The 25,355-nt window shown below is 63.5% G+C and carries 23 protein-coding genes; 4 read left to right on the top strand and 19 right to left on the bottom strand.

What is annotated here, in order from left to right; all coding sequences use genetic code 11:
* Positions 1–25: 25 nt before the first annotated feature.
* Positions 26–1,138, bottom strand: a complete 1,113-nt coding sequence (locus EN850_RS23670; RefSeq protein ID WP_135866529.1) for an endonuclease/exonuclease/phosphatase family protein — start codon at positions 1,136–1,138, stop codon at positions 26–28.
* A 191-nt stretch (positions 1,139–1,329) separates the two neighbouring features.
* On the opposite strand from EN850_RS23670, the gene EN850_RS23665 reads away from it, so the two are divergent.
* A complete protein-coding gene (locus EN850_RS23665) occupies positions 1,330–1,917 on the top strand; it encodes a BA14K family protein (RefSeq protein ID WP_136092378.1) in 588 nt (195 codons plus the stop codon).
* A 164-nt stretch (positions 1,918–2,081) separates the two neighbouring features.
* Here the strand turns inward: EN850_RS23665 and ilvC are convergent, their stop codons facing one another.
* The 3 genes from ilvC to EN850_RS23650 form a co-directional block, all read right to left on the bottom strand.
* Positions 2,082–3,101 (bottom strand): ketol-acid reductoisomerase, encoded by a 1,020-nt coding sequence (gene ilvC / locus EN850_RS23660; RefSeq protein WP_013531065.1) that lies wholly within the window; start codon positions 3,099–3,101, stop codon positions 2,082–2,084.
* A gap of 18 nt (positions 3,102–3,119) precedes the next feature.
* Positions 3,120–3,776, bottom strand: coding sequence for a TetR/AcrR family transcriptional regulator (locus EN850_RS23655; RefSeq protein WP_136092377.1), 657 nt, complete (start codon positions 3,774–3,776; stop codon positions 3,120–3,122).
* A gap of 164 nt (positions 3,777–3,940) precedes the next feature.
* Positions 3,941–4,399: a MarR family transcriptional regulator gene (locus EN850_RS23650; RefSeq protein WP_136092376.1), complete on the bottom strand. Its 459-nt coding sequence runs from the start codon at positions 4,397–4,399 to the stop codon at positions 3,941–3,943.
* A 53-nt stretch (positions 4,400–4,452) separates the two neighbouring features.
* Here EN850_RS23650 and EN850_RS23645 point away from each other — a divergent pair, with 53 nt between their 5' ends.
* On the top strand, positions 4,453–5,238 hold the full coding sequence (locus EN850_RS23645; RefSeq protein WP_245511749.1) for a glutathione S-transferase family protein: 786 nt from the start codon (positions 4,453–4,455) through the stop codon (positions 5,236–5,238).
* Here EN850_RS23645 and EN850_RS23640 read toward each other — a convergent pair.
* Both EN850_RS23640 and EN850_RS23635 read right to left on the bottom strand, forming a co-directional pair.
* Positions 5,186–6,451 carry an NAD(P)/FAD-dependent oxidoreductase gene (locus tag EN850_RS23640; protein WP_136092375.1) on the bottom strand — a complete coding sequence of 422 codons (1,266 nt, stop codon included), beginning with the start codon at positions 6,449–6,451 and terminating at the stop codon, positions 5,186–5,188. The genes EN850_RS23645 and EN850_RS23640 overlap by 53 nt on opposite strands.
* Before the next feature lie 52 nt (positions 6,452–6,503).
* The gene (locus EN850_RS23635) at positions 6,504–6,914 is read right to left on the bottom strand and encodes a helix-turn-helix domain-containing protein (RefSeq protein WP_135881855.1); all 411 of its coding nucleotides are present in this window, start codon (positions 6,912–6,914) and stop codon (positions 6,504–6,506) included.
* 136 nt (positions 6,915–7,050) lie between these two features.
* Between EN850_RS23635 and EN850_RS23630 the strand changes: the two genes are divergently transcribed.
* Entirely contained in the window at positions 7,051–7,941 is an 891-nt protein-coding gene (locus EN850_RS23630) for an SDR family oxidoreductase (RefSeq protein WP_136092374.1), read from the top strand.
* Between the two features lie 34 nt (positions 7,942–7,975).
* Here the strand turns inward: EN850_RS23630 and EN850_RS23625 are convergent, their stop codons facing one another.
* The 4 genes from EN850_RS23625 to EN850_RS23610 form a co-directional block, all read right to left on the bottom strand.
* Positions 7,976–9,016, bottom strand: coding sequence for an aldehyde reductase (locus EN850_RS23625; protein ID WP_136092373.1), 1,041 nt, complete (start codon positions 9,014–9,016; stop codon positions 7,976–7,978).
* Between the two features lie 37 nt (positions 9,017–9,053).
* Positions 9,054–10,973: a potassium transporter Kup gene (locus tag EN850_RS23620; RefSeq protein ID WP_135915652.1), complete on the bottom strand. Its 1,920-nt coding sequence runs from the start codon at positions 10,971–10,973 to the stop codon at positions 9,054–9,056.
* Positions 10,974–11,168: 195 nt separating this feature from the next.
* The gene (locus tag EN850_RS23615) at positions 11,169–13,082 is read right to left on the bottom strand and encodes a potassium transporter Kup (protein ID WP_136092372.1); all 1,914 of its coding nucleotides are present in this window, start codon (positions 13,080–13,082) and stop codon (positions 11,169–11,171) included.
* A gap of 98 nt (positions 13,083–13,180) precedes the next feature.
* Complete coding sequence (locus tag EN850_RS23610) at positions 13,181–13,921, bottom strand: pyridoxine 5'-phosphate synthase (protein ID WP_135866883.1); 741 nt, start codon at positions 13,919–13,921, stop codon at positions 13,181–13,183.
* A 162-nt stretch (positions 13,922–14,083) separates the two neighbouring features.
* On the opposite strand from EN850_RS23610, the gene EN850_RS23605 reads away from it, so the two are divergent.
* Complete coding sequence (locus EN850_RS23605; RefSeq protein ID WP_127280159.1) at positions 14,084–14,512, top strand: STAS/SEC14 domain-containing protein; 429 nt, start codon at positions 14,084–14,086, stop codon at positions 14,510–14,512.
* Positions 14,513–14,542: 30 nt separating this feature from the next.
* Here the strand turns inward: EN850_RS23605 and EN850_RS23600 are convergent, their stop codons facing one another.
* From EN850_RS23600 to EN850_RS23560, 9 genes are all read right to left on the bottom strand, one after another.
* Positions 14,543–15,670 (bottom strand): ATP-dependent RecD-like DNA helicase, encoded by a 1,128-nt coding sequence (locus EN850_RS23600; protein ID WP_127871618.1) that lies wholly within the window; start codon positions 15,668–15,670, stop codon positions 14,543–14,545.
* A gap of 140 nt (positions 15,671–15,810) precedes the next feature.
* Entirely contained in the window at positions 15,811–16,176 is a 366-nt protein-coding gene (locus EN850_RS23595; protein WP_189591219.1) for a nitrile hydratase accessory protein, read from the bottom strand.
* Entirely contained in the window at positions 16,163–16,822 is a 660-nt protein-coding gene (gene nthB, locus EN850_RS23590) for a nitrile hydratase subunit beta (RefSeq protein ID WP_136092371.1), read from the bottom strand. The genes EN850_RS23595 and nthB overlap by 14 nt, the downstream gene beginning before the upstream one ends.
* Positions 16,819–17,439, bottom strand: a complete 621-nt coding sequence (gene nthA / locus EN850_RS23585) for a nitrile hydratase subunit alpha (protein ID WP_136092370.1) — start codon at positions 17,437–17,439, stop codon at positions 16,819–16,821. Before nthA ends, nthB begins: the two co-directional genes overlap by 4 nt.
* 78 nt (positions 17,440–17,517) lie before the next feature.
* A complete protein-coding gene (locus EN850_RS23580) occupies positions 17,518–20,679 on the bottom strand; it encodes an efflux RND transporter permease subunit (protein ID WP_136092369.1) in 3,162 nt (1,053 codons plus the stop codon).
* Complete coding sequence (locus EN850_RS23575) at positions 20,676–21,938, bottom strand: efflux RND transporter periplasmic adaptor subunit (protein ID WP_135866508.1); 1,263 nt, start codon at positions 21,936–21,938, stop codon at positions 20,676–20,678. Before EN850_RS23575 ends, EN850_RS23580 begins: the two co-directional genes overlap by 4 nt.
* A gap of 242 nt (positions 21,939–22,180) precedes the next feature.
* Positions 22,181–22,777 carry a LysE family translocator gene (locus tag EN850_RS23570; protein WP_136092368.1) on the bottom strand — a complete coding sequence of 199 codons (597 nt, stop codon included), beginning with the start codon at positions 22,775–22,777 and terminating at the stop codon, positions 22,181–22,183.
* Between the two features lie 119 nt (positions 22,778–22,896).
* Positions 22,897–23,469: an acetolactate synthase small subunit gene (ilvN, locus tag EN850_RS23565; protein WP_027051201.1), complete on the bottom strand. Its 573-nt coding sequence runs from the start codon at positions 23,467–23,469 to the stop codon at positions 22,897–22,899.
* A gap of 64 nt (positions 23,470–23,533) precedes the next feature.
* Positions 23,534–25,333, bottom strand: a complete 1,800-nt coding sequence (locus EN850_RS23560; protein WP_127278511.1) for an acetolactate synthase 3 large subunit — start codon at positions 25,331–25,333, stop codon at positions 23,534–23,536.
* Positions 25,334–25,355: the final 22 nt, after the last annotated feature.

The following is a 25,355-nucleotide window of genomic DNA, read 5'->3' as shown; positions in this document are numbered from 1 at the left end:
TCGGCTCAGGTCCCGATCCTGCCCATCAGGCCATGTCCAGCGTGATCGCCACCGGGCAATGGTCCGAGGCCTTGGGCCGATCCCAGCCGGCACGCGGGAAGCGCTCGACTTCCTGGCCCGCGGGAAAGATCGTGCGCCAGGGCTGGCCGTTGCGGATGATGTCGGGAACGGCGGTGGCGTTCTTGGCCGCCAGTCCCCTGGAAAGCAGGATATAGTCGAGCTGGCACAAATGCCGCTCCTCGGGTCCGCGTGTGTGATAGAAGGTCCAGCGGTTCATTTCCGGCCGCCGCTCGACCACGTTTTCGCAGAAGCCGCCCGCTGTCAGCACGTTGATGCAGGACAGGTTCTCGTCGACCACCTCGAAACGGTAGCCGTCGACCTCATCGCCGGCGATCTTCACGCGCTGGCGGTAATCGTTCATGTCGCCGCAGATCGCCCAGCGCTTGTCGGCAGCGTGATCCCCACCGAAGCGCTCCTCGATGATGCGCCGCACGGCCTGCGCCTCGGCGATGCGCACCGGCATTGTCGCCTCGCGTCCGTCGAGCCCGTTGCGGGGCGACCCCATCGACTTGAAGTGCACGAGATAGAGCGTTATCGGCGCGCCGCCCACCTTGATGTCGACTTCCAGGCAGTCGCGCCGGAAGATGCGTTCATTGGCCTGGTTGCCAAGCGCCGCGAGTTCCGGCGTGTGCAAGCCGAACTGCTCGTAGGTGACATAGGCGTGGCTGGTCATGCGCACGAATTCGATCGGCTGTCCCTGCGCAGTCTCGTTGCGCATCATTATCGCGACATCGATGCCGCGCGAATCATTGCCCGACGTGGTGTATTTCTGGCGGTAGCCCTGCCCCACCATCTTGAACAGATAGCCGTACTCGAACGCCTTCAGCGCTTCGATGTTGTCGACCTCCTGCATGCAGATGATGTCGGCGCGGGTGGCGGCGATGGCCAGCGCCGTCAGCTGGCGCGTGTCATCGGATTGCGCGATGGCGCGCGCCTGTTCCAGCATCCTGTATTCGGCCTCGCTCTGGATATCGAACAGCGCCAGTGTCCGGTCCTCGTTGAGTTGGTTGCGATAGCCGGAAAAGTCGAACCTATTCATCAGGTTCTCGACATTGAAGGTGGCAAGGCGCAGCGACATGCGCTGACCTTTGCCTGCAAGAGCGGCGGAAGACAAGATCGCAAGACCACAAGCAGGGATCGTTTGGTCCTGACGGCGTTCGCGCCATGGTTGACGGAACCTTTCCGTTCATCCGCCGTTCAGACGCAAAGATCCACAGTGGTCCCATTCCCCTGGGTAGGGCGTGGGGCCTGTTCTCTTGGAGAAGTGCAATGAACGCGCTTTTTTCTTCCACTGTCAAATCCGGGCTGATAGCGCTTGGTATGGTCTCCGGCGTTACGGCGCCGTCCGCTGCCGGGCCGATCCTACAGCCGGATGTGTCGATCCCGGCCAGCACCGCCGCGCCAACGGTTACCCCGGTCCGCGAAGGCTGGGCCGGCGGCAACAACCGGAGTTTCAACAACGATTGGAGATGGCGCCGGTCGGGGAACTGGAACGGCCGCCACTGGAATGGCGGAGGCAACTGGAGCGGCCGTCACTGGAATGGTGGCGGCAACTGGAACCGCGGCGACGACTGGCGCTGGCGCCATGGCCGCCGCTACTATCACGGCGGCTACTACGACGATGGCGCCGCCGCGATCCTCGGCCTTGGCCTGGGTCTCGGCCTTGGCAGCATGTACAACAACTATAACAACTACGACTACTATGCGCCGGCGCCACGCCGCTACTACCGCGCGGGACGGCTTTCGAGCGCCCATGTCCGGTGGTGCTACAACCGCTACCGGTCGTACCGCGCTTACGACAACACGTTCCAGCCCTATAACGGGCCGCGCCAGCAGTGCTGGTCGCCCTATAGTTGAGCTGCCTGCGGCTGACACCAGAAATGAAAACGGCGCCACGTGGCGCCGTTTTTGGTTTTTGACCGTTCGAAGTCAGAGCAATTCCAGAAAAGTGCGTAGCGGTTTTCCATCCGGAATTGCGTAAAAACCAAGAGTTGGAGGGGCTTCGAGCGGATAGATTTCGCTCAATTCTTGGCCTTGTCCACCAGCTTGTTCTTCGAAATCCAAGGCATCATCGCGCGCAGCTTGGCGCCGACTTCCTCGATCTGGTGGCTGTCGTTGTTGCGGCGGATGCCCTTGAAGCGCGACATGCCGGCGCGGTATTCCTGCATCCATTCCGAGGTGAATTTCCCCGTCTGGATGTCCTTCAGCACGCGCTTCATCTCGGCCTTGGTCTCGGCGGTGATGATGCGCGGACCCGAGACATATTCGCCCCATTCGGCGGTGTTGGAGATCGAGTAGTTCATGTTGGCGATGCCGCCTTCATAGATCAGGTCGACGATCAGCTTGACCTCGTGCAGGCACTCGAAATAGGCCATTTCCGGCGCGTAACCGGCTTCCACCAGCGTCTCGAAGCCGGCGCGGATCAGTTCGACCAGGCCCCCGCACAGCACGACCTGCTCGCCGAACAGGTCGGTCTCGCATTCTTCGCGGAAATTGGTCTCGATGATGCCCGAACGGCCGCCGCCGACGCCGCAAGCATAGGAGAGAGCGAGGTCGAGCGCGTTGCCCGAGGCGTCCTGGTTGACGGCGACCAGGCACGGCACGCCGCCGCCCTTCTGGTATTCGCCGCGCACCGTGTGGCCGGGACCCTTCGGCGCGATCATGACCACGTCGACGGTCGACTTGGGTTCGATGAGGCCGAAATGCACGTTGAGGCCGTGCGCGAAGGCGATCGCGGCACCGTCGCGGATGTTCGGCGCGATCTCGTTCTTGTAGATGTCGGCCTGCAATTCGTCTGGCGTCGCCATCATCATCAGATCGGCCCATTTGGCGGCGTCGGCGACGCTCATCACCTTGAGCCCGTCAGCCTCGACCTTCTTGGCGGTCGCCGAGCCGGCCTTGAGGCCAATGGCGATTTCCTTGGCGCCGGAATCCTTGAGGTTGAGCGCATGCGCCCTGCCCTGGCTGCCATAGCCGATGATGGCGACCTTCTTGCCCTTGATCAGGTTGAGATCGGCATCACGATCGTAATAGACGCGCATTTTTACTTCCTTCCCGTTTTATGAAGAGGCCTTGCGGCCGTTTGTTGCTCCGAAAAGAGCGAGAAACTGCTGCGTCGCGCGGATGGCATCGCCGCCGATCGCCGCCTCAGTCAATTCCAGCCGGTCACCGAGGAGCAGACGGATCTGCACATCCCGGCCAACCAGTCCGAAAAAGGTACGGAACGCCATCTCGGCATCCGAAAATTCAAGGAGTGCCGCCTGCCGGCCGGCCTCAAGCACCGGCTTCAGCCGCTTGGCCAGGGCAAAGCGCCCATTCTCCAGCACGACGGCGCCGAGATTGTCCTTGCCCGACCCGGCATGGCCGACCGCGACACGGTTGAGCGCAATCGAGGTGTCGCTGGAGATCACTCTCAGCCAATCGGAAGCGAAACGCTCTAGGCTCGCCGCCAGCGAGGCAAGGTCAAGCCCCTTGCCGTCGACCGGAGCCACCCGGACCTTGGAGGCCTGCCACTGCACGGTTGCCGTCAAAAGCCCGTCGCGGTCGCCGAACCATTTGTAGAGGGTTTCCTTGGAACAGCTGGCGCGTCGCGCCACGGCAGTCATGGTCAGGTTGTCGCCCTCCTCGACCAGCAGCCGCAGCGCCGCGTCCAGGACGGCCTGCTGCCGCTCCGTCAGCGTCTGGCTGTTGTCGATGTCGGCGTTGGCCTGCAACACGCTCGGCTCCTGTTCGAAGGGTACAGTTCGGCGTCAACTACAGCGTACCGTACGTTACGGTTCGGCATATTGCGCGATCCGCCATCCGACGCAAGGGGAAAAAGTAGAAATATTTGGCGGCAAAAGGCGACGGTGCGGAACAGCCGCTCAGTACTCTTCCAACCTCAATGGTCCACAGGCGGATCGCGCAGCCGGCCGAGCATCGCCGAGACCGTGTTCAACTCAACGGTTGACAGTTTGGCGCCAACCAGGTCCGCGATCGAGCGCCCGTAGACCGCCCACATCCGGCGGCGCGTCTCGCGCCCCTTGGCCGTGACGCGGATGGTTTGCCCACGGCCGTCATCGGCCACCGGCAGTTTCTCGACCAGCCCGCCGGCCTCGAGCCGCGCCAGTAGCCGCGAGATGTTGTACTGGGCAAACAAGGTGCGCTCGATCAATTGAAACGGCCGCAAACCGGCCTCGCCGGCCTCGGCAAGCTCGTGCAACACGTCATACCATGCGAGCGGCGGCAGGCCGCCCTCCTTCAGCGCGTCCTCGGCGCGTTCCATCAATTGGCGCGACACCCGCATCAGGCGGGCCCAGACCTTGATGGCTTCAGGCGAAGGCATGGCTGTCTCTGTCATGGCCGCACCATACGAGGTAGATGCAATTGCATCAAGCTTGACGATCAATGCACATGCATCTACATAAATGCAACCGCATCGATATCGAGAGGCACATCCCCGTGCAACATACCGACACCCTCATTCTCGTCAGCCACCCCCTTTGCCCCTATGTCCAACGCGCCGCGATCTCGTTGGCCGAGAAGGGCGTCCCGTTCGAGCGCGTCGACATCGACCTCGCCGACAAGCCGGACTGGTTCAAGGCGATCTCGCCACTCGGCAAGGTGCCGCTGCTGCGCGTGCGGCAAGCTGGCGACGAGACGATAATCTTCGAATCGGCGGTCATCCTCGAATTCCTCGAGGAGACACAGGCCAATCCCCTCCACCCTGCCGATCCCTACGCTCGTGCCCGGCACCGGGCTTGGATCGAATACGGCTCGGCCATCCTCAACGCCATCGGTCGCTTCTATTCAGCGCCGAGCGAGGCCGGCTTCCTCGCCGAGTCTAGTGCGCTGTCGGCGATGTTTGGCCGCCTCGAGGCTGAACTCGCGGACGATACCCCGCGGCGCGGGCCATGGTTCGCTGGCAGCCGCTTTTCCCTCGTCGATGCCGTTTACGGTCCGGTCTTTCGCTACCTCGACGCCTTCGACCGGATCGGCGATTTCGGCATCCTGGAAGGCAAGCCGCTTGTCCAGGCCTGGCGCAAGGCGTTGAGCGGCCGTCCGTCGATCAGGCAAGCCGTGGCGCCTGACTATCCGCAGCGCCTGCATGCTTTCCTGCGGGCGAAGGGGTCTTTCCTATCGAGTCTCATTCGGCAAGGCGATCCGGCCACCGCGCTTCGGCAAGCCCTGCCCGCCTGAACGGATCGATCACCGTGCCGGCCACCATCGAGGCGAGAAACCGCGGCGCCGGCGGGATTTTGGCGATCGTCGCCACCAGCCTGTCGCGGATGAAGGGCAGCGCCGCCGAATCCGACTGGTAGAAGGGCGTGAATGCCAGCGACAGTGCCTGGAAGGCCCGCACATGCCAGCGCCGCGCTCTCGCATAGGCTTCCAGCGCTGCCTCCACGCCGTCCGCTCGCGCCAGCGCATGGCTGAGCGCGGCGGCGTCGAGGAGCGCCATGTTGGCGCCCTGGCCAAGCTGTGGGCTGGTCGAATGCGCGGCGTCGCCGATCACGGCCAGCCGCCGGCCAGCCGGAAATTTCATCGTATGGTGGCCGTAGCGGGCCAGCGAGAGCTGGTCGAAACTGTCGATCTGGCCGGTGAACGCCTCGGCCTGCGGCCACAGCCGCAGCACCCGCTCCTTCCAGGCATCGATGCCGAGGTTGCGCACGGCATCGGCATCCGCCGGTTTCAGGCTCCAGAAGAAAGCCGCCATCCTTTCGGCATCGGGTTCCGGCCGGCCGATCGGCAGCACGCCGATCATCACGCTGGCCTTGTCGTAGCGCTGCAAGAGCGCGTGCTCGTCAAAGCCCTCGCCTCGCCAATCCAGCGATGCCCAGAACGCGCCATAGGTGAGTGGTCGTGGTGCCGCGGCATTGCCGGCGCATTGCCGCAGTTTCGAGCGTGCGCCGCTGGCATCGACGACCAGATCGAACGGCCCCGCCTTTCTCCCGCCGCTGTGGATCAGCGTTGCCCGTTCGCCGGTTTCCAGGGTCTCGATTTCGACGCCGGTTTCGATGGCGAGGGTCTCACGCCGGGCAGCACGGAACAGCACGCCGAACAGGGCAGCCCGGTGCACCGCCAGGCCGAAGCGGCCGCCCTGCTGGGCGTCGTAGCGGACATCGAGCACGGTGCGGCCGGTCGAGGCATCGGCGCCATGCAGCCGGTCGATGCGGGCACCAAGTGCCATGACATCATCGAGCAGGCCGAGATCGGCCAGCACCGTCAGCCCGGTCGGCTGCAGGATCAGGCCGGAGCCGACCGGCCTGGGTTCCTCGAAGCGTTCGAAGACGGTGACCCTGTGGCCGGCGCGCTTGAGGTAAAGCGCCATGGCCAGCCCTGCCGGACCGGCGCCTGCAATTGCAATGTCGTAGGAAATGCCGATGCCCCCAAGCCGAACTGGCCGGGACAATCCTTCAGCCGTCGGGCGAAATCAAGTCGCCGAGCCGCGCACTGTCCGTTGTTCAAGCCTGGGTCGCGTCGAAGGCAGTGCGCGCGTCGCGCACCGCGTCATGGTTGTTTTCGGCCCACTGCAACAAATACTGCAAAGCGTCGAACATCGAGCGCCCAAGGTCGGTCAGGCTGTATTCCACACTCGGCGGCTTGGTCGGGAACACTTCGCGACGCACATAGCCGTCGCGCTGCAGATCGTAGAGCGTCTGGGTCAGCATGCGCTGCGAAATGTCGGGAACCAGCCGCCGCAGTTCGCCGAAGCGATAGGGCTGCTCGGCCAGGGCCGCCGTCAACAGCGAACTCCATTTGCCATTGAGCCCCTGGATGACGTCGCGGACCGGGCAATCGGCAATATTTCCGCCGTCGGTCATCGCTTTGTAGACTTCGAGTTTGGATCTCAGATTGACGGTTCGGCTGTCCATGGTTGGTTCCTTGCCTGTGCCTACCTCCCCAAAAACTGCCTTCTTTACGGCATCGGGTCAATTCCTATTTTAGTGCTGGTCTCTTTTTGAGACCACCACTCGAACCGCCCTTCCGGCGCAAAGTCAGGATCCCCCCATGACCGCAACTCTTCTCGTCACCGGCGCGTCCGGCCAGCTCGGCCGCAGCGTCATCAACCATCTGCTGGACACGTTGGAGATACCGGCGGCCCGGATCATCGCCACGACCCGCACGCCCGCCAATCTTGCCGACCTGTCAGCGCGCGGCGTCACTGTTCGCGCGGCCGACTTCGACGATCAGGCCTCGCTTGCCAAAGCCTTCGCCGGCGCCGACCGGGCGCTCATCATTTCGACCAATGAGCTGGCGATCCAGGGAAAGCGCCGCGAACAGCAGCTCGCGGCGGTCGCTGCGGCCAGCAAGGCAGGCGTCGCCCACCTGCTTTACACCTCGATGCCCAACACCGAGCCGGGGTCGCCGGTGCTCTTCGCGCCCGACCACTACGACACGGAACAGGCGATCAAGGCGAGCGGCATTCCCTACACGATCTTCCGCAATGGCTGGTACGACGAGAACCTGTTCATGGCGATGCCGCAAATCCTCGCATCGGGCCAATGGTATACGTCCGCGGCCGATGGCGCCATTTCCTACGGCGCGCGGAGCGATCTGGCCGCGGCCATAGCCGCGGGGCTGGCTTCGGACGACACCGAAAGCACGACTTACACGCTGACTGGCCCCAAGGCCTATACACCAGCCGAAGTCGCCGCACTGGTCACCGAAGTCACCGGCAAGCCGATCCAGGTCGTCCAGCTCTCCGACGAAGCGCTGACCGAGGGGATGAAGGCAGCCGGGCTTCCCGAGCCGATCGCCAAGCTTCTGGTGTCCTTCGATGCCGCCACACGCGCTGGCGACCTTGGCATGGTAACGGACGCGGTGGAGACCCTTTCAGGCCGGAAGTCGGTCCCGCTGAAGCAGTTCCTCGAGGCCAACAAGGCCGCACTGGCCGGCTGAAACCCGCGCGGCGGGAAGGCTTTGTCCCGCCGCGCTATTTCGGGGTCTTGACCAGCCCAAGCCGAACCAGGCTTGCTCCGGTGGCGGCCAGGGCATCCTCGCGCGAGCGCGGCGCCCAGCCGAGCATGCGCACCGCCTTGGCGTTGGTGGCGTTCTTGACCTTGCCGAGTTCCGTCACCAGCTGCGCGGCTTCCGCGTTGAACAACCCCACCACCCGCACCAGCCAATCGGGAAGCTCCCGCGTCGAGACACGCGAGGCGGCCGCGCCGAGCCGCGTCTTCACGGCCTGCGCGATCTCCCGCACGGTCATGAAATCGCCGGCTACGGCCAGAAACCGCTCGCCCTTGGCAGCGGGATTGGTCATGGCGCGCACATGCAGGTCGGCCACGTCGCGCGCGTCGACCACACCGAAGCACAGGCGCGGCAGCCCCGGCATGGCACCGTTCATCATGCGCTGGACGAATGCGGTGGAGGTCGAATGGTCGGCCCCCAGGACAGGCCCGAAAATGCCGACCGGATTGACGACTGCCAGCTCCAGGCTGCCACCCTCGGCGGCGATGAAATCCCAGGCCGCGCGTTCGGCGAGCGTCTTCGACTTCACATAGGCGCTGACCTTGGCCGTCGGATCGGTCCAGCTCTCTTCGGTGAAGGGCCGGCCGTCCGGCGGCATCTTGCCATAGCCGATAGCGGCGAAGGATGAGGTCAGCACGACGCGTTTGACGCCTGCGTCTCGCGCCGCCCTGAGCACGCGCAAGGCGCCTTCGCGAGCCGGGATGATCAGGTCATCTTCATGCTTCGGCACGCCGAAGGGAAATGGCGAGGCGACATGCAGGACATAGTCGCAGCCGGCAACCGCTTGCGGCCAGCCGGCGTCGCTCATGAGGTCGGCAATGGCAAAGGAAAGCCGGTCGCCGGGCTCGGCGCCACCAACCTTCAGCATGGCCAGAACATCGGCTTCACGCCTGGCGGAGCGCAGCGTCGTGCGCACGCGATAGCCCGCCTTCAACAGGGCAAGGATGCAGTGAGCGCCGAGGAACCCCGACCCGCCGGTGACAAGCACCAATTCGCCGCTCATCCCCGCCTCCCCGTTCAGGCCGAGGCGATCGACCTCGTCAGATCGCCACCTGCGTACCGATTTCTACCACACGTCCGGTTGGAATCTGGAAATATTCGGTGGCGTCGGCCGCCGTGCGCGCTAGGCCGATGAACAGCCTGTCCTGCCACATCGGCATGCCGGAATTGGGCGAGGCCTTCAGCGAGCGCCGCGACAGGAAGAAGGACGTCGTCATGATGTCGAACTTCCAGCCCTGCTTGCGGCAGATCGCCAGCGCGCGCGGAATGTTGGGCTGCTCCATGTAGCCGAAGGTCAGCGTCACCCGCATGAACAGCTCGTTGACCGTCTCCATCTTGACCCGGTCGCTGTCGGGCACCACCGGCTGAGGAGCGGTGACCACCGAGAGGATGACGTTCTGCTCGTGCAGCACCTTGTAATGCTTCAGGCTGTGCATCAGCGCGGTCGGTGCGCTCAAGGGATCGCTGGTTAGGAACACGGCGGTGCCCGAGACCAGCTGCGGCTTCTTCTTCAACAGATTGCCGGCGAGGAAATCGAGCGGGATCTCGTTGCGGCGGGTCTTGTCGAAGAGATAGCGGCTGCCGCGCACCCAGGTCCACATGCCCAGCACGATGGTGAAGGCCACGACCAGCGACGCCCAGCCGCCTTCGAACACCTTGACGATGTTGGAGGCGAAGAAGCCGACGTCGATGAAGGCAAACAGCACGGTCAGCGGGATCGCCACCGAGAGCTTCCACTTCCAGATCCGGGTCATGACGACATAGAGCAGCACCGTCGTCACCAGCATGTTGCCGGTCACCGAGATGCCGTAGGCGGAAGCCAGCTTGCTGGATTCGCCGAAGCCGACCACCAGCATCATGACCACCAGGGCCAGCAGCAGGTTGACGCGCGGCATGTAGATCTGGCCGGACTGCTTTTCCGACGTGTGCAGGATTTCCAGCCGCGGCAGCATGTTGAGCTGCACCGCCTGCCTGGTCAGCGAGAAGGCACCCGAAATCACCGCCTGGCTGGCGATAACCGTCGCGGCGGTCGCCAGCACGACCATGGGAATCAGAGCCCAACCCTCGTTCATCTCGAAGAACGGATGGCCGACGATGCCATTCTTGGCCAGCACGAAGGCGCCCTGTCCGGCATAATTGAGCAGCAGACAGGGAAACACGATCGCCAGCCAGGCAAGTACGATCGGCTTGCGGCCGAAATGACCGAGATCGGCATAGAGCGCTTCTGCACCGGTCACGGCAAGGAAGACGGCGCCGACCGTGACGAAGGCCACGTCCGGCGAATGAATCAGGAAGGCGACGATGTAGTGCGGGCTGATTGCCAGCAGGATTTCTGGATCGTTGATGATGTGTTTCAGGCCGGAAAGGCCGATCGCCAGGAACCAGACCGCGGTCACCGGCCCGAACACCAATCCCACCCCGCCCGTGCCAAAGCGCTGCACCGCGAACACCATGGCGAGGATGACCAGGGTCAGCGGCACCACATAAGGCTGGAAAGCAGGCGTGACGACGTTCATGCCCTCGACCGCCGAAAGCACCGAAATCGCCGGCGTGATGACCGCGTCGCCAAAAAACAGCGAGGCGCCGACGATGCCAATGCCCAGAATCACCGCCGAGCGCTTCGGGAAACTGCCGCGTGCCAGCGCCATCAGCGACAGCACGCCGCCTTCGCCGCGGTTGTCGGCGCGCAGCACGAACATGATGTATTTTATCGTAACCGTAATCGTCAGCGACCAGATGATCAGCGACAGCACACCGAGAATATCGCCGCGATCAGCAACGGTGCCGTGTGACGACGCGACCAGCGCTTCTCGAAAGGCATAGATAGGGCTGGTGCCGATATCCCCATAGACCACACCGAGCGCGCCCAGCATCAGCACCTTGGTGCTATGCTGTTCGATTTCCGGATGGCTCGATTGGTCGACGGGTTCTGCCTCACTACCAGCATTGGCAAGGGCCATGTACGACACTCCGATAAACGCGCGGTGCTCTACGCTTGCTGCAATGCAATATCAAGTGCCGTAACGTTATGGCACTCATGTTAGCAGCGCGCGGCTCCCGGTGGGCGACGTCTTGCGATGTCGATCCATGCGACGTTTCGCATGCTCATATCCCGAACCATCGCAAAACAACCAGGCCCGGCGAACTCGTACCTATTAAATGGCGACCTGCGTGCCGATTTCAACGACGCGTCCGGTCGGGATCTGGAAATACTCCGTCGCATCGGCCGCCGTGCGCGCCAGCCCGATGAACAGCCGGTCCTGCCACACCGGCATGCCGGAATTGGGCGAGGCCTTGAGCGAGCGCCGCGACAGGAAGAAGGACGTCGTCATGATGTCGAACTTCCAGCCTTGCTTGCGGCAGATCGCCAGCGCGCGCGGGATGTTGGGCTGCTCCATGTAGCCGAAGGTCAGCGTCACCCGCATGAACAGCTCGTTGACCGTCTCCATCTTCACCCGCTCGCTGTCGGGCACCACCGGCTGCGGTGCGGTGACCACCGAGAGGATGACGTTCTGCTCGTGCAGGACCTTGTAATGCTTCAGGCTGTGCATCAGCGCGGTCGGTGCGCTCAAGGGATCGCTGGTTAGGAACACGGCGGTGCCCGAGACCAGCTGCGGCTTCTTCTTCAACAGGTTGCCGGCGAGGAAATCGAGCGGGATCTCGTTGCGGCGGGTCTTGTCGAAGAGATAGCGGCTGCCGCGTATCCACGTCCACATGATCAGCCCCATCAGGCTCGCAACGGTGATCGAGACCCAGCCGCCTTCAACGATCTTCACGACATTGGCCAGGAAGAAGCCGCTGTCGATGATGCCGAACAGTAAGGTCAGCGCCAGGGCGAGCGCCAGCTTCCATTTCCACATCTTGCGCATCACCACGAACAGCAGGATCGTCGTCATCAGCATTTCGCCGGTCACCGAGATGCCGTAGGCGGAAGCCAGCGAACTCGAACTGCCGAAACCGACCACCAGCAGCATCACGCCCATCGCGATGAGCAGGTTGACGCGCGGCATGTAGATCTGCCCGGACTGCATTTCCGAGGTATGTTGCACCTCGATGCGTGGCAGGAGATTGAGTTGCACCGCCTGCCGGGTCAGCGAAAAAGCCCCTGAAATGACCGCCTGGCTGGCAATGACCGTGGCGGCCGTTGCAAGTCCTACCATCGGCATCAGTGCCCAGTCAGGCAGCATCTGGAAGAACGGATTGGTCGGTTTTCCGTCATTGGCGAGCACAAAGGCGCCCTGCCCGAAATAGTTGAGCAGCAGGCAGGGAAACACCACGGAAAACCATGCCAGCACGATCGGCTTGCGTCCAAAATGGCCAAGATCGACATAAAGCGCCTCGGCCCCGGTCACGGCCAGGAACACCGCGCCGACAGTGACGAAGGCGGCGGTGGGGGTGCTGGCCAGATAGGCGACCGCGTAATAGGGATTGATGGCCAGCAGGATCGATAGATCATCCATCAAGTGATAGATGCCAGCAACGCCGATCGCCAGGAACCACAGCGCCGTCACCGGCCCGAACACCGCCGCCACCTTTCCCGTGCCGAAGCGCTGCACGGAGAACAGGATGGCAAGGATAAGCAGCGTGATCGGCACGACATAGGCGTCCAGCGTCGGGGTCACCACCGTCAGGCCTTCGACCGCCGACAGCACCGAGATGGCCGGCGTTATGATCGAATCGCCGAAAAACAGCGCCGCGCCACAAAGTCCGATCACGAGGATCAGTCGGGCGCCTTTGGGATAGGCGCTGCGTGCCAGCGACATCAGCGACAGCGTGCCGCCTTCGCCCTTGTTGTCGGCACGAAGCACGAAGGCGACATATTTGATGGTGACGATGATCGTCAGCGCCCAGACAATCAGCGACAAAACGCCAAGCACGTGAACGCGCGTATCGATGCCGGGCGAAGCGTGAAGCGCCTCGCGAAAGGCGTAGATCGGACTTGTGCCTATATCGCCATAGACGACGCCGAGCGCGCCCAGCATCAGAACCTTGGTGCTGTGCTGCTCAACCTCGGAACGGCTCGATTGCTCGACGGTTTCAGCCTCGCTAACGCGACTGGCAAGGTCCATGGACCACTCCCCGACAAGCGCGCAGTGCCTCACGCATGCTGCGATGCGGTGTCAATTGCACGCTATGGCTGCCATACCTGCAAAGCGAAGCCCTAACCCTACCAGCCGCAGGCTCTGAGAAACCGACCCACCGTGCCGGCCATGCCATACTCCAACGCGTCGGCTGTCAACCCATGTCCGATCGACACTTCGGCCAATGCCGGAACACGCCTTGCCAGCGCGGGCAGATTGGCCACCGTCAGGTCGTGTCCGGCGTTGACCTGGAGGCCGGCGGCTAATGCCGCGTCAGCGGTTTTCCCCAATCTTTCCAATTCTTTGGCCGCCTTACCGGAGTCGGAATAGTAGCTGCCATAAGGGCCGGTATAGAGTTCAATACGATCGGCGCCCGTATCGCGAGCGGCCCCTATGCCGGTGGGATCCGCGTCGGAAAACAGCGAGACCCTGAAACCGCCCTTCTTCAGACGCTTGACAACAGGCATCAGGAACGCCGCATCGGCGATGAAGTTCCAGCCGTGATCGGAGGTTGCCTGTGCCGGATCGTCGGGAACCAGCGTCACCTGTTCGGGCTGATTCTTCTCCACAAGCGCCAGGAAATCCTCACTTGGGTAGCCCTCGATATTGAATTCCGCCTGCGGAAACTCATCGTCGATCAGCGCCCTGATCAGGGGCAGGTCGGAATGCCTTGTGTGACGTTCGTCGGGGCGCGGATGCACTGTCAGCCCATGCGCTCCGGCGGCAAGGGCAAGGCGGCCGACGCCGATCACATCGGGCCATGGCAGGTCGCGCCGGTTGCGCAGCATGGCGATGGCGTTGAGGTTGACGGAAAGCTTGGCGGGCATGGGCTTGGCGTCCGTGAAAACAGTCGATTGAGGCGCGCCACGCTCATTCGTTCCGGCACGGCGCATTTGAAACAGCGCATCTATAGCGTCTTTGACGGGAACAGATAGGGCCTTTCCGGTGTTCCAGAAGACCAACATATTCCGTGAAAGGGAGGCACCACCTTGAATTTCCTCCAATCCGTGCCGGCGATCCGCCGCATCGACACCAGCCGCGACGACCTCCTTGCCTTCGATGTGGTCGGCCATGTCTCGGCCGCCGATGCCGAGAACCTGTTCGGCCTGCTGGAGGCGGCCTATGCGCTCCATCCGAGAATCGACGTCGCCGTGCGCATAGTCGATCACGAGGGCGTCGACTGGGCCGACATCTCCGATGAGACCATCAAGAAGGGTGCCGTCCACGCATTGGAGCATATTGGCCGTTGCGCGGCGATCGGCGCGCCTGACTGGACGCCGAACGCACGACACGCCTTGCCCGCTTCGTCGCCTGTCGAATTCAGGCATTTCAAGATCGAGGAGGAAGCTGCTGCCTGGGAGTGGCTCGCGGCGCGGCCGACGGGCGAAGAGGCGACCGCCGCTCCAGAAAGAAAATGAAACGATTCTCCCGGCTGCCGCCGACCCCTTCTATCTGACGATGGTCAGCCGTTCGGCGGCCCGGGTGATGGCTGTATAAAGCCAGCGCTGGCGTGTTTCCTTGAAGGCCCAGCTCTCGTCGAACAGCACGATCTCGTTCCACTGCGAACCTTGCGCCTTGTGCACCGTCAGCGCATAGCCGTAGTCGAAATCGTCGAAGCGCTTCTTCTGCTGCCAGGGGATATCGGCATCCGGATCCTCGAACGCCGCCTTGAGCAGCTTGATCTTGGCGACACCGCGATCCGGATCGTCCTCTTCGGGCGACACCAGAAGGTTGATGCCGGGCTTCACCGTCTCGCGCGACGAGGTCATCACCTTCCAGAGCGAACCGTTGAGCAGGCCCTTGGCGGGATCGTTGCGCAGGCAGACCAGCTTGTCGCCCGCTTGTGGGTAATCGGCATTGAAGCCCTTCAGTTCGCGCAGGCGCTGGTTGTAGCGCCGGCGCGTGCGGTTGGTGCCGACCAGAACCTGGTCCGCTTTCAGCACCAGTTCCTGGTTGACGTCTTCCTTGCCGATCACCTGCGCGGTGCCATAGTCGCCGCGCATGAATTCGCGGCCCTCGCGCACATCGAGCGCCAGCCGCAGGATCGGATTGTCGCGCGCCTGCCGGTGGATTTCGGTCAGCAAAAAGTCCGGCTCATGGTCGGTGAAGAAGCCGCCGCCCGAGATCGGCGGCAACTGGCCGGGATCGCCCAGCACCAGGATCGGCGTGCCGAAACTCATCAGGTCGCGGCCAAGCTGCTCGTCGACCATCGAGCACTCGTCGATGACGACCAGTTTGGCGCGCGAGATCGGGCTTTGCCGGTTGAGCGAAAAGGTCGGCGACATCGAGGTCTTGCCGGTCACCTCGTCGGCCACCGATTCCTCGCCCTTGGGCCGGTAGATCAGCGAATGGATGGTGCGCGCGTTGACCGCGCCCTTGGAGCGCAGCACCTGCGCCGCCTTGCCGGTGAAGGCGGCGAACTGCACCTGGCCGTCGACATGCTCGGCGAAATAGCGCGCCAGCGTCGTCTTGCCGGTGCCGGCATAGCCGAACAGCCGGAACAATTGCGGCTGGCCCGCCTGGAGCCAGCGGGCGACCGCCTGTAGCGCCTCGTCTTGTTGGGGTGAAAATTCCATCTGATCGTGTGACCGGATTCGCGAGGCAAACACAAGACAGCCGCCATCATCAACGACACAGCTGATGGCGAACTCCCTGCGATTCAGGCTATCAGCCGCAACCAAGAACGTAAAGGGAACGAAAAGGGTGACCGTGCATCTCAGTTGGCAGCGCTCGGATCGTTCTCCAGCAGGATCGGCTTGCCATGCGGCGTGGCATGCGCGGCGCGCTCCCAGGCCAGCGCCATTGCTTCGACATCAGGCTTGGCGGCCAGCCCCTTCGACGCCAGCAGGTTTTCCAGCGCCGCCAGCCAATGCTCGTAATAGTCATGGCCGTCCGCCGCGGCATCTGGCTTCTTCACCTCGGCCGATAGGGCATCCGCCCATTCGCTCCACGAAAACAGGCCCTTGTCGTGCAGCGCCACCGTCATGGCGAAGGCCTCGGCCTGCCAGGGCTCGGCAAACACCGGTGCGTCGACGCCAGCGGGCAAACCGGCGGCGGACGCCTTCGCTTCAGGCCGGCTCAAGATAGCTCTCCCAGGCGTCGATCGAGACGGTCAATGTCGGGTCGGCGCCCTCGCCCCAGATCTCGCTCCCGTCGAAGACCACGGTGTAGACCCACTGCGGGTTCTCGCCTTGCCCGTGAGCATTGCTGTCGGGAAAGACGAAGCCGTCGCGCACCGCCTCAATGGTCCCCTGCTTGTCGCGCGCATAGCGCGGCAGCCTGGTATGGCCGGTCGGGTTGAAGTTTTTGGTCCGCACCAGATCACCAGCCTTGAAGAGCGGCGCTGTCTCGACCGGCCGGTCGCACGGACCGCCGCCGGCCAGCACGGCCGGCACATTCTCGGCCTTCAGCACCCTTTTGGGCGTCGCCGCCGGATCGATCGCGTCGCCTGCCCTGAGGTCGCGCTCGCTGACGAAGCCGTGCCGCTTGAGCAGGGTCTCCAGCGCCTTGATCCAGATCTGATAGTAGCTGGAGCCGTAGTAGTCGGCCGGATGAAGCGATTCCCGCGCGTGCCGGCTCTCATCGATGTTCCAGGCGCCCATGGCGCCGGCGCACAGCGTCAGGCCAAGCGCGCGTCGCTCCCAGTCGGCATGGAAATAAGGCTCGTCCTTCTCCGGGGCGACCGGGCCGAACCCCATCTGTCCGCCAAGATCCTGGGGGCCGTTCATGCGGGCACCCCCTTATCCGGCTCATGGGCCAGCGCGGTGCCGATCATCGCATCGCGGCTTACCAGCTCGGCCAGCCGCTCTTCGCTCCAGCCCTCGGTGCCTTCCGGCCGCGTCGGCACGACGAGATAGCGCAGTTCCGCCGTCGAATCCCAGACGCGTATCTTCGTCTCGGCGGGCAGGGAGAGCCCGAATTCCTCGAGCACGCCGCGCGGATCGATCACCGCGCGCGACCGATAGGGCGGCGCCTTGTACCAAACCGGCGGCAAGCCAAGCACCGACCACGGGTAACAGGAGCACAGCGTGCAGGCGACGAGGTTGTGGGTGTCCCCGGTGTTGAACACCGCCTGCATGTGTTCGCCCTGCCGGCCGGTATAGCTCAGCGACTCGATCGCCGCCGTCGCATCGCGCTTCAGCCACTCGGCAAAAGCGGGATCGTTCCAGGCCTTCGCCACCACCCTGGCGCCGTTGCGTGGACCGATCTTGGTCTCGTAGGTGTCGACGATGACGTCGATCGCGGCTGGATCGATCAGCCCCTTGCGGGTCAGGATAGTTTCGAGCGCCCGAACCCGCGCGGCAAACGGATCGAGTTCGTTGTCGTGATCATGATCGTGGGACATGACGGCAAATTACGGTTCCGACCTGCCCGCCGCAAGCTCCATGGCTTGGGCCAACCGGACCGGAGCTTCGTCCGTCTGCTACTCGGCGGCCGTCTTCTGCGGCTCGCCCGGGATGTCGTCATTGGTGCCGAACAGCGAGGGCTGATCGCCATCTTCGACCACATGCAGCTCGGCTTTGCGCTTCGGCATGAGCCCGGCCAGCCAGCCCGAGAAATTCTCCATGTAGACGTAGATGACCGGCGTCACGAACAAGGTCAGCGCCTGCGATGCGAGCAAGCCGCCGACGACGGCGACGCCCAGCGGCTGGCGCAGTTCCGCGCTGGCGCCGGTGCCGAGCGCGATCGGGAACGTGCCCATGAGTGCTGCCAGCGTCGTCATCATGATCGGCCTGAACCGCATCAGGCAGGCCTTGTGGATGGAGTCCGTGGCCGACATGCCCTCGCGTCGCAGTTCGAGCGCGACATCGACCATCATGATGCCGTTCTTCTTGACGATGCCGATCAGCATCAGGATGCCGATCACCGCGATGACGGACAGATCCATGCCGGCGAAGCGCAAGGCAACGACCGCCCCGAGCACAGCCGACGGCAGGCCGGTCAAGATGGTGAGCGGGTGGATGAAGCTCTCGTACAGAATGCCGAGCACGATATAGATGGTCAGGATGGCACCGCCGACCAGCAGGCCCTGGTTGGCGAGCGAATCCTGGAAGGTCTTGGCCGTGCCGGCGAAGGTGGTCGAGATCGCCGCCGGCATGCCGATCTGCGCCTTGAGCTGGTCGATGCGTTTCACGCTGTCGCCGAGCGAGACGCCCTGCGGCAAATTGTAGGAGACGGTGACGGCCGGAAGCTGGCCGAGCTGGTTGACCGTCAGGGCGCCCGCCGTGCGGTCGACACGGGCGAAAGCGCCGAGCGGGACCAGGCTTCCACTCGCCGTCCGCATCTGGATGGCGAGCATCCTCTCCGGCGACCATTCGATCTTGGGATCAAGTTCGGTGATGACTTCGTAGCTGTCGGCCGAGCCGAAGATCGTCGAAACCTGGTCGGTGCCGAACCCGCCATAAAGCGCGGAGCGCAGCGTGTCGGTGTCGATGCCGAGTTGCGCGGCCTTGTCGCGGTCCACCACCAGCGCCGCCTGCAGAGCGTTGTTCTGCAGGTCGCTGGTGACATCGGCGAAGTTAGCGTGGTCGGCCGCCATCGCGTCATTCATCTTCTGAGCCCAGATATCGGTCAGGCTGGTATCGAGGCCCTGAACCACCAGCTGGTAGGCGCTGGCCGACGAGCGCGAACCCAGCCTCAGATTCTGCACCGGCTGCATGTAGGTTTCGATGCCCGCAACGCCGGCCAGTTGCTTGCGCAGATCCGCAAGCACCTTCTCGATATCGGGACGCTGGTCCTTGCCCTTGAGCTGGACGAAGAGCTGTCCCTGGTTGAGCGCATTGTTGCCGCTGCCCGCCGACCACGCGACATGGTCGACATAGGGCGACTTCGAGAACACGCTGGCCACCTGCCCTTGCAGCTTGGCCATGGCGTCGAACGAAATGTCCTGGCGCGCGATGGTGGTCACCGATATCTGGCCGATATCCTCCTGCGGGAAGAAGCCCTTCGGCGAGACCTCGATCAGCCACACCGAGGCTGCCGCGGTGCCGATGAAGACGAGGAACACCAGGAAGGTGTGCCGCAGGCAGAAGCTCAGGATCCGGTCGTAGCCGCGCGTGATGAAATCGCGCTTGTGGCCGGCGCCGTGGGCCTCGCGGTCGGCCTTGGTCACCGACAGCAGCCGCGAGCACAGCATCGGCGTCAATGTCAGCGACACGAACATGGAGGCCAGGATGGCGACGGTCACCACGACGGCGAATTCGTTGAAGATTCGCCCGATCACGCCGCCCATCAGGAGCACCGGGATGAACACCGCCACCAGCGAGATCGAGATCGAAATGATGGTGAAGCCGATCTCGCGCGCGCCCTTCAGCGACGCGTCGAAGGCCGACAGCCCGTCCTCCTCCATGTGGCGGAAGATGTTTTCCAGCATCACGATGGCATCGTCGACGACGAGGCCGACGGCGAGCGTCAGGCCCATCAGCGAGATGTTGTCGATCGAAAAGCCGAACAGGAACATCGCGCCGAGCGTGGCGATAAGCGAGATCGGCACCGCCACGGCCGGGATGATGGTGGCCGTGACGCGGCGCAGGAACACGAAGATCACCATGACCACCAGGGCGATGGTCAACAGCAGCGTGAACTGCACGTCGTCGACGGCCTGGCGGATCGAGGTCGAGCGGTCGTTGAGCAGCTTGATCTGGGCGGCGGCCGGCATCTGGTCCTGGAAGGACGGCAGCATCGCTTTGACCCTGTCGACGACGTCGACCGTGTTCGCGTCGGGTTGGCGCTGCACCGCCATGATGATGGCGCGGGTGCCGTCGTACCAGCTTGCGGTCGTGGTCGTCTGCACCGAATCGACGACGCGGGTCACCTCGCCCAGTCGCACTGGATGACCGTTCTTGGTGGCGATGATGAGGTTGGAGAAGCCGGCCGCGTTGGTAAGCTGCGTGTTGGCGGTAATGGTCAGCTGCTGCTTGTTGTTCTGCAGCACGCCGAGCGGCGTGTTGCTGTTGGCCGAAGCCACAGCCGCCTGCAGCTGATCGATCGAGATGCCCCGCGCGGCAAGCGCGGTCGGATCGATCTGGATGCGCACGGCGTATTTCTGCTGGCCGAAGATCGAGACCTGGGCCACGCCGTCGATGGTCGACAGCGATGGCGAGATGACGTTTTCGGCGAAGGCGTCGAGGTCGGTCAGCGGAACCGTATCGCTGACCAGCGACATGAGCAGGATCGGCGCGTCGGCCGGATTGACCTTGCGATAGCTCGGCGGCGACGTCATCTGCGGCGGCAGCGATTTCTGCGTGCGCGCGATCGCGGCCTGCACGTCGGCCGCGGCCGCGTCGATGTCGCGGTTGAGGACGAACTGGATGGCGATCGAGGTCTGGCCGAGCGAGTTGGTGGTCGAAATGGAATCGATGCCGGCGATGGTCGCGAACTGCTTGATCAGCGGCGTCGCCACCGATGTCGCCATGGTCTCCGGCGAGGCGCCGGGCAGCGATGCCGAGACGTTGACGACAGGGAATTCGGCGCTCGGCAGTGCCGCGACCGGCAGGAATTTGTAGGCGAACAGCCCGCCCAGCACGAGGGCGAACGACATCAGGAGCGTGGCGACGGGCCTGCGAATGCAGAATTCGGAGATCATTGGGCCGCCCCGCCGGCATTGGTCGCCTGGGCCACTTTGGGCGCGGCCTCCTTGCCTTCATGCACCGCGGCGCCGTCCTTCAGCCGTGTCTGGCCTTCGGTGACAACCTTCTCGCCGCTTTTCAGCCCTTGGCTGATGGCGCTGTTTTCGCCCTCGGTCAGCGCCACCTGCACTGGCCGCATCTGGACGGTGTTGTCCGGCTTGACCACATAGACGAACGGCCCCTTCTGGCTGGGCTGGACCGCGACGGTGGGAACCGAGGTCATCTGCGGCATGATGCCGGCGTCAAGCACGACGTTCACATATTGGCCCGGCCACAAGGAAAGATCCGCATTGGGAATGCTGGCCCGCGTGGCGATCGTGCCCGACGCGGTGTCGACGCTGGAATCGACGAAATCGAGCGTGCCCTTGCCGATCGGCCTCGGGTCGCCGTTTTGGGTCAGCGTCACCGCATTCTGCTGCGGATTGGCAAGCGCCTTGTGCAGCAGCGCGAGGTCGCGTTCCGGCAGATTGAAGTTGACCTGCAGCGGATCCATCTGGGTGATGGTCACCAGCGGCGTCGCCGTGCTGCTGTTGCCATTGCTGACCGTGACGAGATCGCCGACGGCGACGTTGACCGCGCCCAACCTGCCCGAGATTGGCGCGGCAATGGTGGCAAAGCCAAGCTGGACATTGTCGGCGTCGATCGTCGCCTTGTCGGCATCGACGGTCGCCGCCGCCGCCTTCTGCGCGGCAACGGCCTGGTCGTAGGTCTGCTGCGTCCCGGCCTGCTTGGCGACAAGATCCTTGGCGCGCTGAAGATCGGAATTCGAACTGGCAAGCAGCGCCTGGTCCTTGGCAAGCGTGGCCTGGTCCTTGGCCAGCTGCGCTTTCAGGGCGCGGTCATCCAGTGAAAACAGCACGTCACCGGTCTTCACCATCTGTCCGTCCTTGACGTCGATCGACACGATCTGGCTGGAGACGCGGGCGTTGATGTTGACCACGGCCGGAGAGGAAACGAAGCCGATGGCATAGCGGCGGATCGGAAAGTCAGCTGTCGTTGCAGTCGCCGAAACGATAGAGGCCGAACGGGCGCCGCCATTGCCGCCGCTGGCCTGTTTGCCGCCTGCCGGCTTGTCGGCCGCTGGCTTGTCTGTCGCGGCGACCTGCTTTGTGCCGATGAGCTGCTGAGCCTTGTTCAGCGCTTCCGGCGACAAATAGAGCCAGGCCGCGCCCGCACAGGCAATCGCCAGCAATGAAAGAAGGACTTTTCCACGCATCGACAAAAGACCTCTCCGTCCGACACGCCATAGCCAGGTGGTCGTATTCTAGCGCAATTCACGGCTCACTGCCGCGATTTCGCCGAATAGATAGGACGGGCGTTTGTCGGAAAAGGGCCAAAACACGGCATTACGAAGATTTAATGTGCACTGCACAATAGCTGTGCAGCCGGCTATCGTTTAGGGCCGAAGGCCCGATTGGCCCCGAAAATAGCCTCCGAAAGGGCGGAGCGGACCGTAGCCTAGCGCAGCATCGGCCAAAGCGTCGCCGCCAGCAGCAGCCCCATGGCGATGTTGAACCATTTCAGCCGCACCGGATCCGACAGGAAACCACGCAGCGCCGTGCCGAACCCCGCCCAGACCGAGACGCTGGGAAAATTGACCACGGTGAAAGCCACGCCAATCAGAATGACGGACAGGAACGGCCGCTCCGGATTGGTGTAGACGGCCATCGCGGTGATGGCCATCACCCAGGCCTTGGGGTTGACCCATTGGAAGGCCGCCGCATCGACGAAGCGCATCGGCCGGGCATTCGTATCACCCTTGCCGCTGAGCGAGCGCGACATGGCGATCTTCCAGGCCAAGTAGAGCAGATAGACGGCACCGGCGATCTTCAGCCCGGCGTGTAATGCCGGAAACGCGGTCAGCACCGCGCCCAGGCCGAAGCCGACGGCGAGCAACAGGACGAGAAAGCCGATGCTGATGCCAAGCATGTGCGGCACTGTCCTGGCGATGCCGAAATTGACGCCGGAGGCCAGCAGCATGAGGTTGTTCGGCCCTGGCGTGATCGAGGTCACCAAGGCGTAGACAAGCAGGGCGAGGAATGCGTCGAGGGACATGATATCCTCCCAGATACGTCAGTACTCTTGTCTCTTTCCGACGGCTGCACAAAGGCCAGTGCCGGCCGTTGGTCACGCCAGTCCTGCATTCGTGGAAAATTCGGCTGGGTTACGTCGGTCTACATCCCTTGCGGGCCGCGGTTCATCGCCGCCACGCCGGTGCGGCAGATTTCGACCAGGCCGAGTGGCTTCATGATGGCGATGAACTGGTCGAGCTTGGAGCCCTTGCCGGTGATCTCGAAGATGAAATGCTCGGTATTGGCGTCGATGACGCTGGCGCGGAAAGCGTCGGCGAGTCTCAGCGCCTCGACCCGCGCCTCCCCGGTGCCGGCAACCTTGACCAGCGCGAGTTCCCGCTCCAGCGGCCGCTCCTGGCCGAGCTCGTGCGAGCGCACGGTCAGATCGACCACGCGGTGCACCGGCACGATGCGCTCGAGCTGATGCTTGATCTGCTCCATCACATGCGGCGTGCCGCGCGTCACGATCGTGATGCGCGAGAGATGTTTTTCATGCTCGGTCTCGGAGACGGTCAGGCTTTCGATGTTGTAGCCGCGCCCCGAAAACAGGCCGATGACCCGGGCGAGCACGCCCGGCTCGTTGTCGACCAGCACGGAAAGCGTGTGCGTTTCCGGCTTCTCGGTTTCCTTGGCGATGAAGTAGGCGGAGCCGGTGGGCTGAAGCTGTGCGTTCATGACGTGAATCTCGATTTCAAACTTTTGAGCTAATTCTCTGTTTTAACACGGCTTCCGCCTGCGGTTAAACCAGTTCCCTGCCCTTGGCGTCGATGGCGTTGGCCACCGCTTCATCCGTCGCCTCGTCGGGCAACAGCATCTCGTTATGCGCCTTGCCCGAAGGGATCATCGGGAAGCAGTTGGCGAGTGTCGCCACGCGGCAGTCGAACAGCACCGGCTTCCTGACCGAGATCATCTCCTTGATCGCATCGTCGAGCTCGTCCGGTTTGTCGCAGCGTATGCCGTGGCCGCCATAGGCTTCGGCCAGCTTGACGAAGTCCGGCATCGCCTCGGTATAGGAATGCGACAGCCGGTTGCCGTGCAGCAGCTGCTGCCACTGCCGCACCATGCCCATATACTGGTTGTTGAGGATGAAGATCTTGATCGGCGCGTCATACTGCACCGCCGCACTCATCTCCTGCATCGTCATCTGCACCGAGGCGTCGCCGGCGATATCGACCACCAGCGCGTTCGGATGCGCGATCTGCACGCCGAGCGCGGCCGGCAGGCCGTAGCCCATCGTGCCGAGACCACCCGATGTCATCCAGCGGTTCGGCTTGTCGAAATGATAGTGCTGCGCCGCCCACATCTGGTGCTGGCCGACCTCGGTGGTGATGTAGGTGTCCATGTCCTTGGTCAGCGCGTAAAGCCGCTGGATGGCGTATTGCGGCATGATCACGTCGTTGTTCATCTTGTAGGCGAGTGAATCGCGCGCCCGCCATTTGGCGATCTGCTCCCACCAGGGATAGAGCGCCTTCTTGTCGGCCTTGGCGCTCGCCCGCCACAGCCGCACCAGATCCTCCAGCACCCGGCCGACATCGCCAATGATCGGCACGTCGGTGTGGACGTTCTTGTTGATCGAGGACGGATCGATGTCGATGTGAATCTTCTTCGAATTCGGCGAAAACGCGGTCAGCCGGCCGGTGATGCGGTCGTCGAAGCGCGCGCCGATGCAGATCATCACGTCGCAATCATGCATCGCCATGTTGGCTTCATAGGTACCGTGCATGCCGAGCATGCCCATCCAGTTCTTGCCCGAGGCCGGATAGGCGCCGAGTCCCATCAGCGTCGAGGTGATCGGGAAACCGGTGAGGTCGACCAGTTCGCGCAGCAGGTGGCTCGCTTCCGGACCGGAATTGATGACGCCGCCGCCCGAATAGATGATCGGCTTCTTGGCGCTCGCCATCAGTTCGACCGCGGCCTTGACCTTCTCCAGGTCGCCCTGGACCTTCGGCTGGTAGGAGGTGCGCGGTGCGATCTGCGGCGGGACATAAAAGCCCTTGGCGAACTGCACGTCCTTCGGGATGTCGACCACGACCGGACCGGGACGGCCGGTCGTGGCGACATGGAAGGCCTCGTGGATGGTCGCGGCGAGCTCGTTGACGTCCTTCACAAGCCAGTTGTGCTTGGTGCAGGGCCGCGTGATGCCGACAGTATCGCATTCCTGGAACGCGTCCGAACCGATCAGCGAGGTCGGCACTTGCCCCGTCAGACAGACCAGCGGGATCGAGTCCATCAGTGCGTCCTGCAGCGGCGTCACCGCATTGGTGGCGCCGGGGCCCGATGTCACCAGCATGACGCCGGCCTTGCCGGTCGACCGCGCATAACCCTCGGCCGCGTGGCCGGCGCCCTGCTCGTGGCGCACGAGAATATGTTCGACCTCGTCCTGCTGGAATATCTCGTCATAGATCGGGAGAACCGCGCCGCCCGGATAGCCGAAGACATGCTTGACGCCATTGTCCTTCAGCGCCTGCACCACCATTTCGGCGCCAGTCATTTCCCTGCTGCTTGGCATTTCGCGCCGCTCACTCTGTCCGTTGCTCATCGGTCTGGTCCCGTACTGTCGC

The sequence above is a fragment of the Mesorhizobium sp. M8A.F.Ca.ET.207.01.1.1 genome, assembly GCF_004794715.1.
In the GTDB taxonomy this organism is placed as follows: domain Bacteria; phylum Pseudomonadota; class Alphaproteobacteria; order Rhizobiales; family Rhizobiaceae; genus Mesorhizobium.
This window is presented reverse-complemented; position numbering and strand designations above follow the sequence as displayed.

What these genes read in the sequence shown, in the direction of transcription:
- EN850_RS23670 (WP_135866529.1), bottom strand. Translation starts at nt 1,138, where the DNA reads ATGTCGCTGCGCCTTGCCACCTTCAATGTCGAGAACCTGATGAATAGG.
- EN850_RS23665 (WP_136092378.1), top strand. Translation starts at nt 1,330, where the DNA reads ATGAACGCGCTTTTTTCTTCCACTGTCAAATCCGGGCTGATAGCGCTT.
- ilvC (WP_013531065.1), bottom strand. Translation starts at nt 3,101, where the DNA reads ATGCGCGTCTATTACGATCGTGATGCCGATCTCAACCTGATCAAGGGC.
- EN850_RS23650 (WP_136092376.1), bottom strand. Translation starts at nt 4,399, where the DNA reads ATGACAGAGACAGCCATGCCTTCGCCTGAAGCCATCAAGGTCTGGGCC.
- EN850_RS23645 (WP_245511749.1), top strand. Translation starts at nt 4,453, where the DNA reads ATGCATCTACATAAATGCAACCGCATCGATATCGAGAGGCACATCCCC.
- EN850_RS23635 (WP_135881855.1), bottom strand. Translation starts at nt 6,914, where the DNA reads ATGGACAGCCGAACCGTCAATCTGAGATCCAAACTCGAAGTCTACAAA.
- EN850_RS23630 (WP_136092374.1), top strand. Translation starts at nt 7,051, where the DNA reads ATGACCGCAACTCTTCTCGTCACCGGCGCGTCCGGCCAGCTCGGCCGC.
- EN850_RS23625 (WP_136092373.1), bottom strand. Translation starts at nt 9,016, where the DNA reads ATGAGCGGCGAATTGGTGCTTGTCACCGGCGGGTCGGGGTTCCTCGGC.
- EN850_RS23620 (WP_135915652.1), bottom strand. Translation starts at nt 10,973, where the DNA reads ATGGCCCTTGCCAATGCTGGTAGTGAGGCAGAACCCGTCGACCAATCG.
- EN850_RS23615 (WP_136092372.1), bottom strand. Translation starts at nt 13,082, where the DNA reads ATGGACCTTGCCAGTCGCGTTAGCGAGGCTGAAACCGTCGAGCAATCG.
- EN850_RS23610 (WP_135866883.1), bottom strand. Translation starts at nt 13,921, where the DNA reads ATGCCCGCCAAGCTTTCCGTCAACCTCAACGCCATCGCCATGCTGCGC.
- EN850_RS23600 (WP_127871618.1), bottom strand. Translation starts at nt 15,670, where the DNA reads ATGGAATTTTCACCCCAACAAGACGAGGCGCTACAGGCGGTCGCCCGC.
- nthB (WP_136092371.1), bottom strand. Translation starts at nt 16,822, where the DNA reads ATGAACGGCCCCCAGGATCTTGGCGGACAGATGGGGTTCGGCCCGGTC.
- nthA (WP_136092370.1), bottom strand. Translation starts at nt 17,439, where the DNA reads ATGTCCCACGATCATGATCACGACAACGAACTCGATCCGTTTGCCGCG.
- EN850_RS23580 (WP_136092369.1), bottom strand. Translation starts at nt 20,679, where the DNA reads ATGATCTCCGAATTCTGCATTCGCAGGCCCGTCGCCACGCTCCTGATG.
- EN850_RS23575 (WP_135866508.1), bottom strand. Translation starts at nt 21,938, where the DNA reads ATGCGTGGAAAAGTCCTTCTTTCATTGCTGGCGATTGCCTGTGCGGGC.
- EN850_RS23570 (WP_136092368.1), bottom strand. Translation starts at nt 22,777, where the DNA reads ATGTCCCTCGACGCATTCCTCGCCCTGCTTGTCTACGCCTTGGTGACC.
- ilvN (WP_027051201.1), bottom strand. Translation starts at nt 23,469, where the DNA reads ATGAACGCACAGCTTCAGCCCACCGGCTCCGCCTACTTCATCGCCAAG.
- EN850_RS23560 (WP_127278511.1), bottom strand. Translation starts at nt 25,333, where the DNA reads ATGAGCAACGGACAGAGTGAGCGGCGCGAAATGCCAAGCAGCAGGGAA.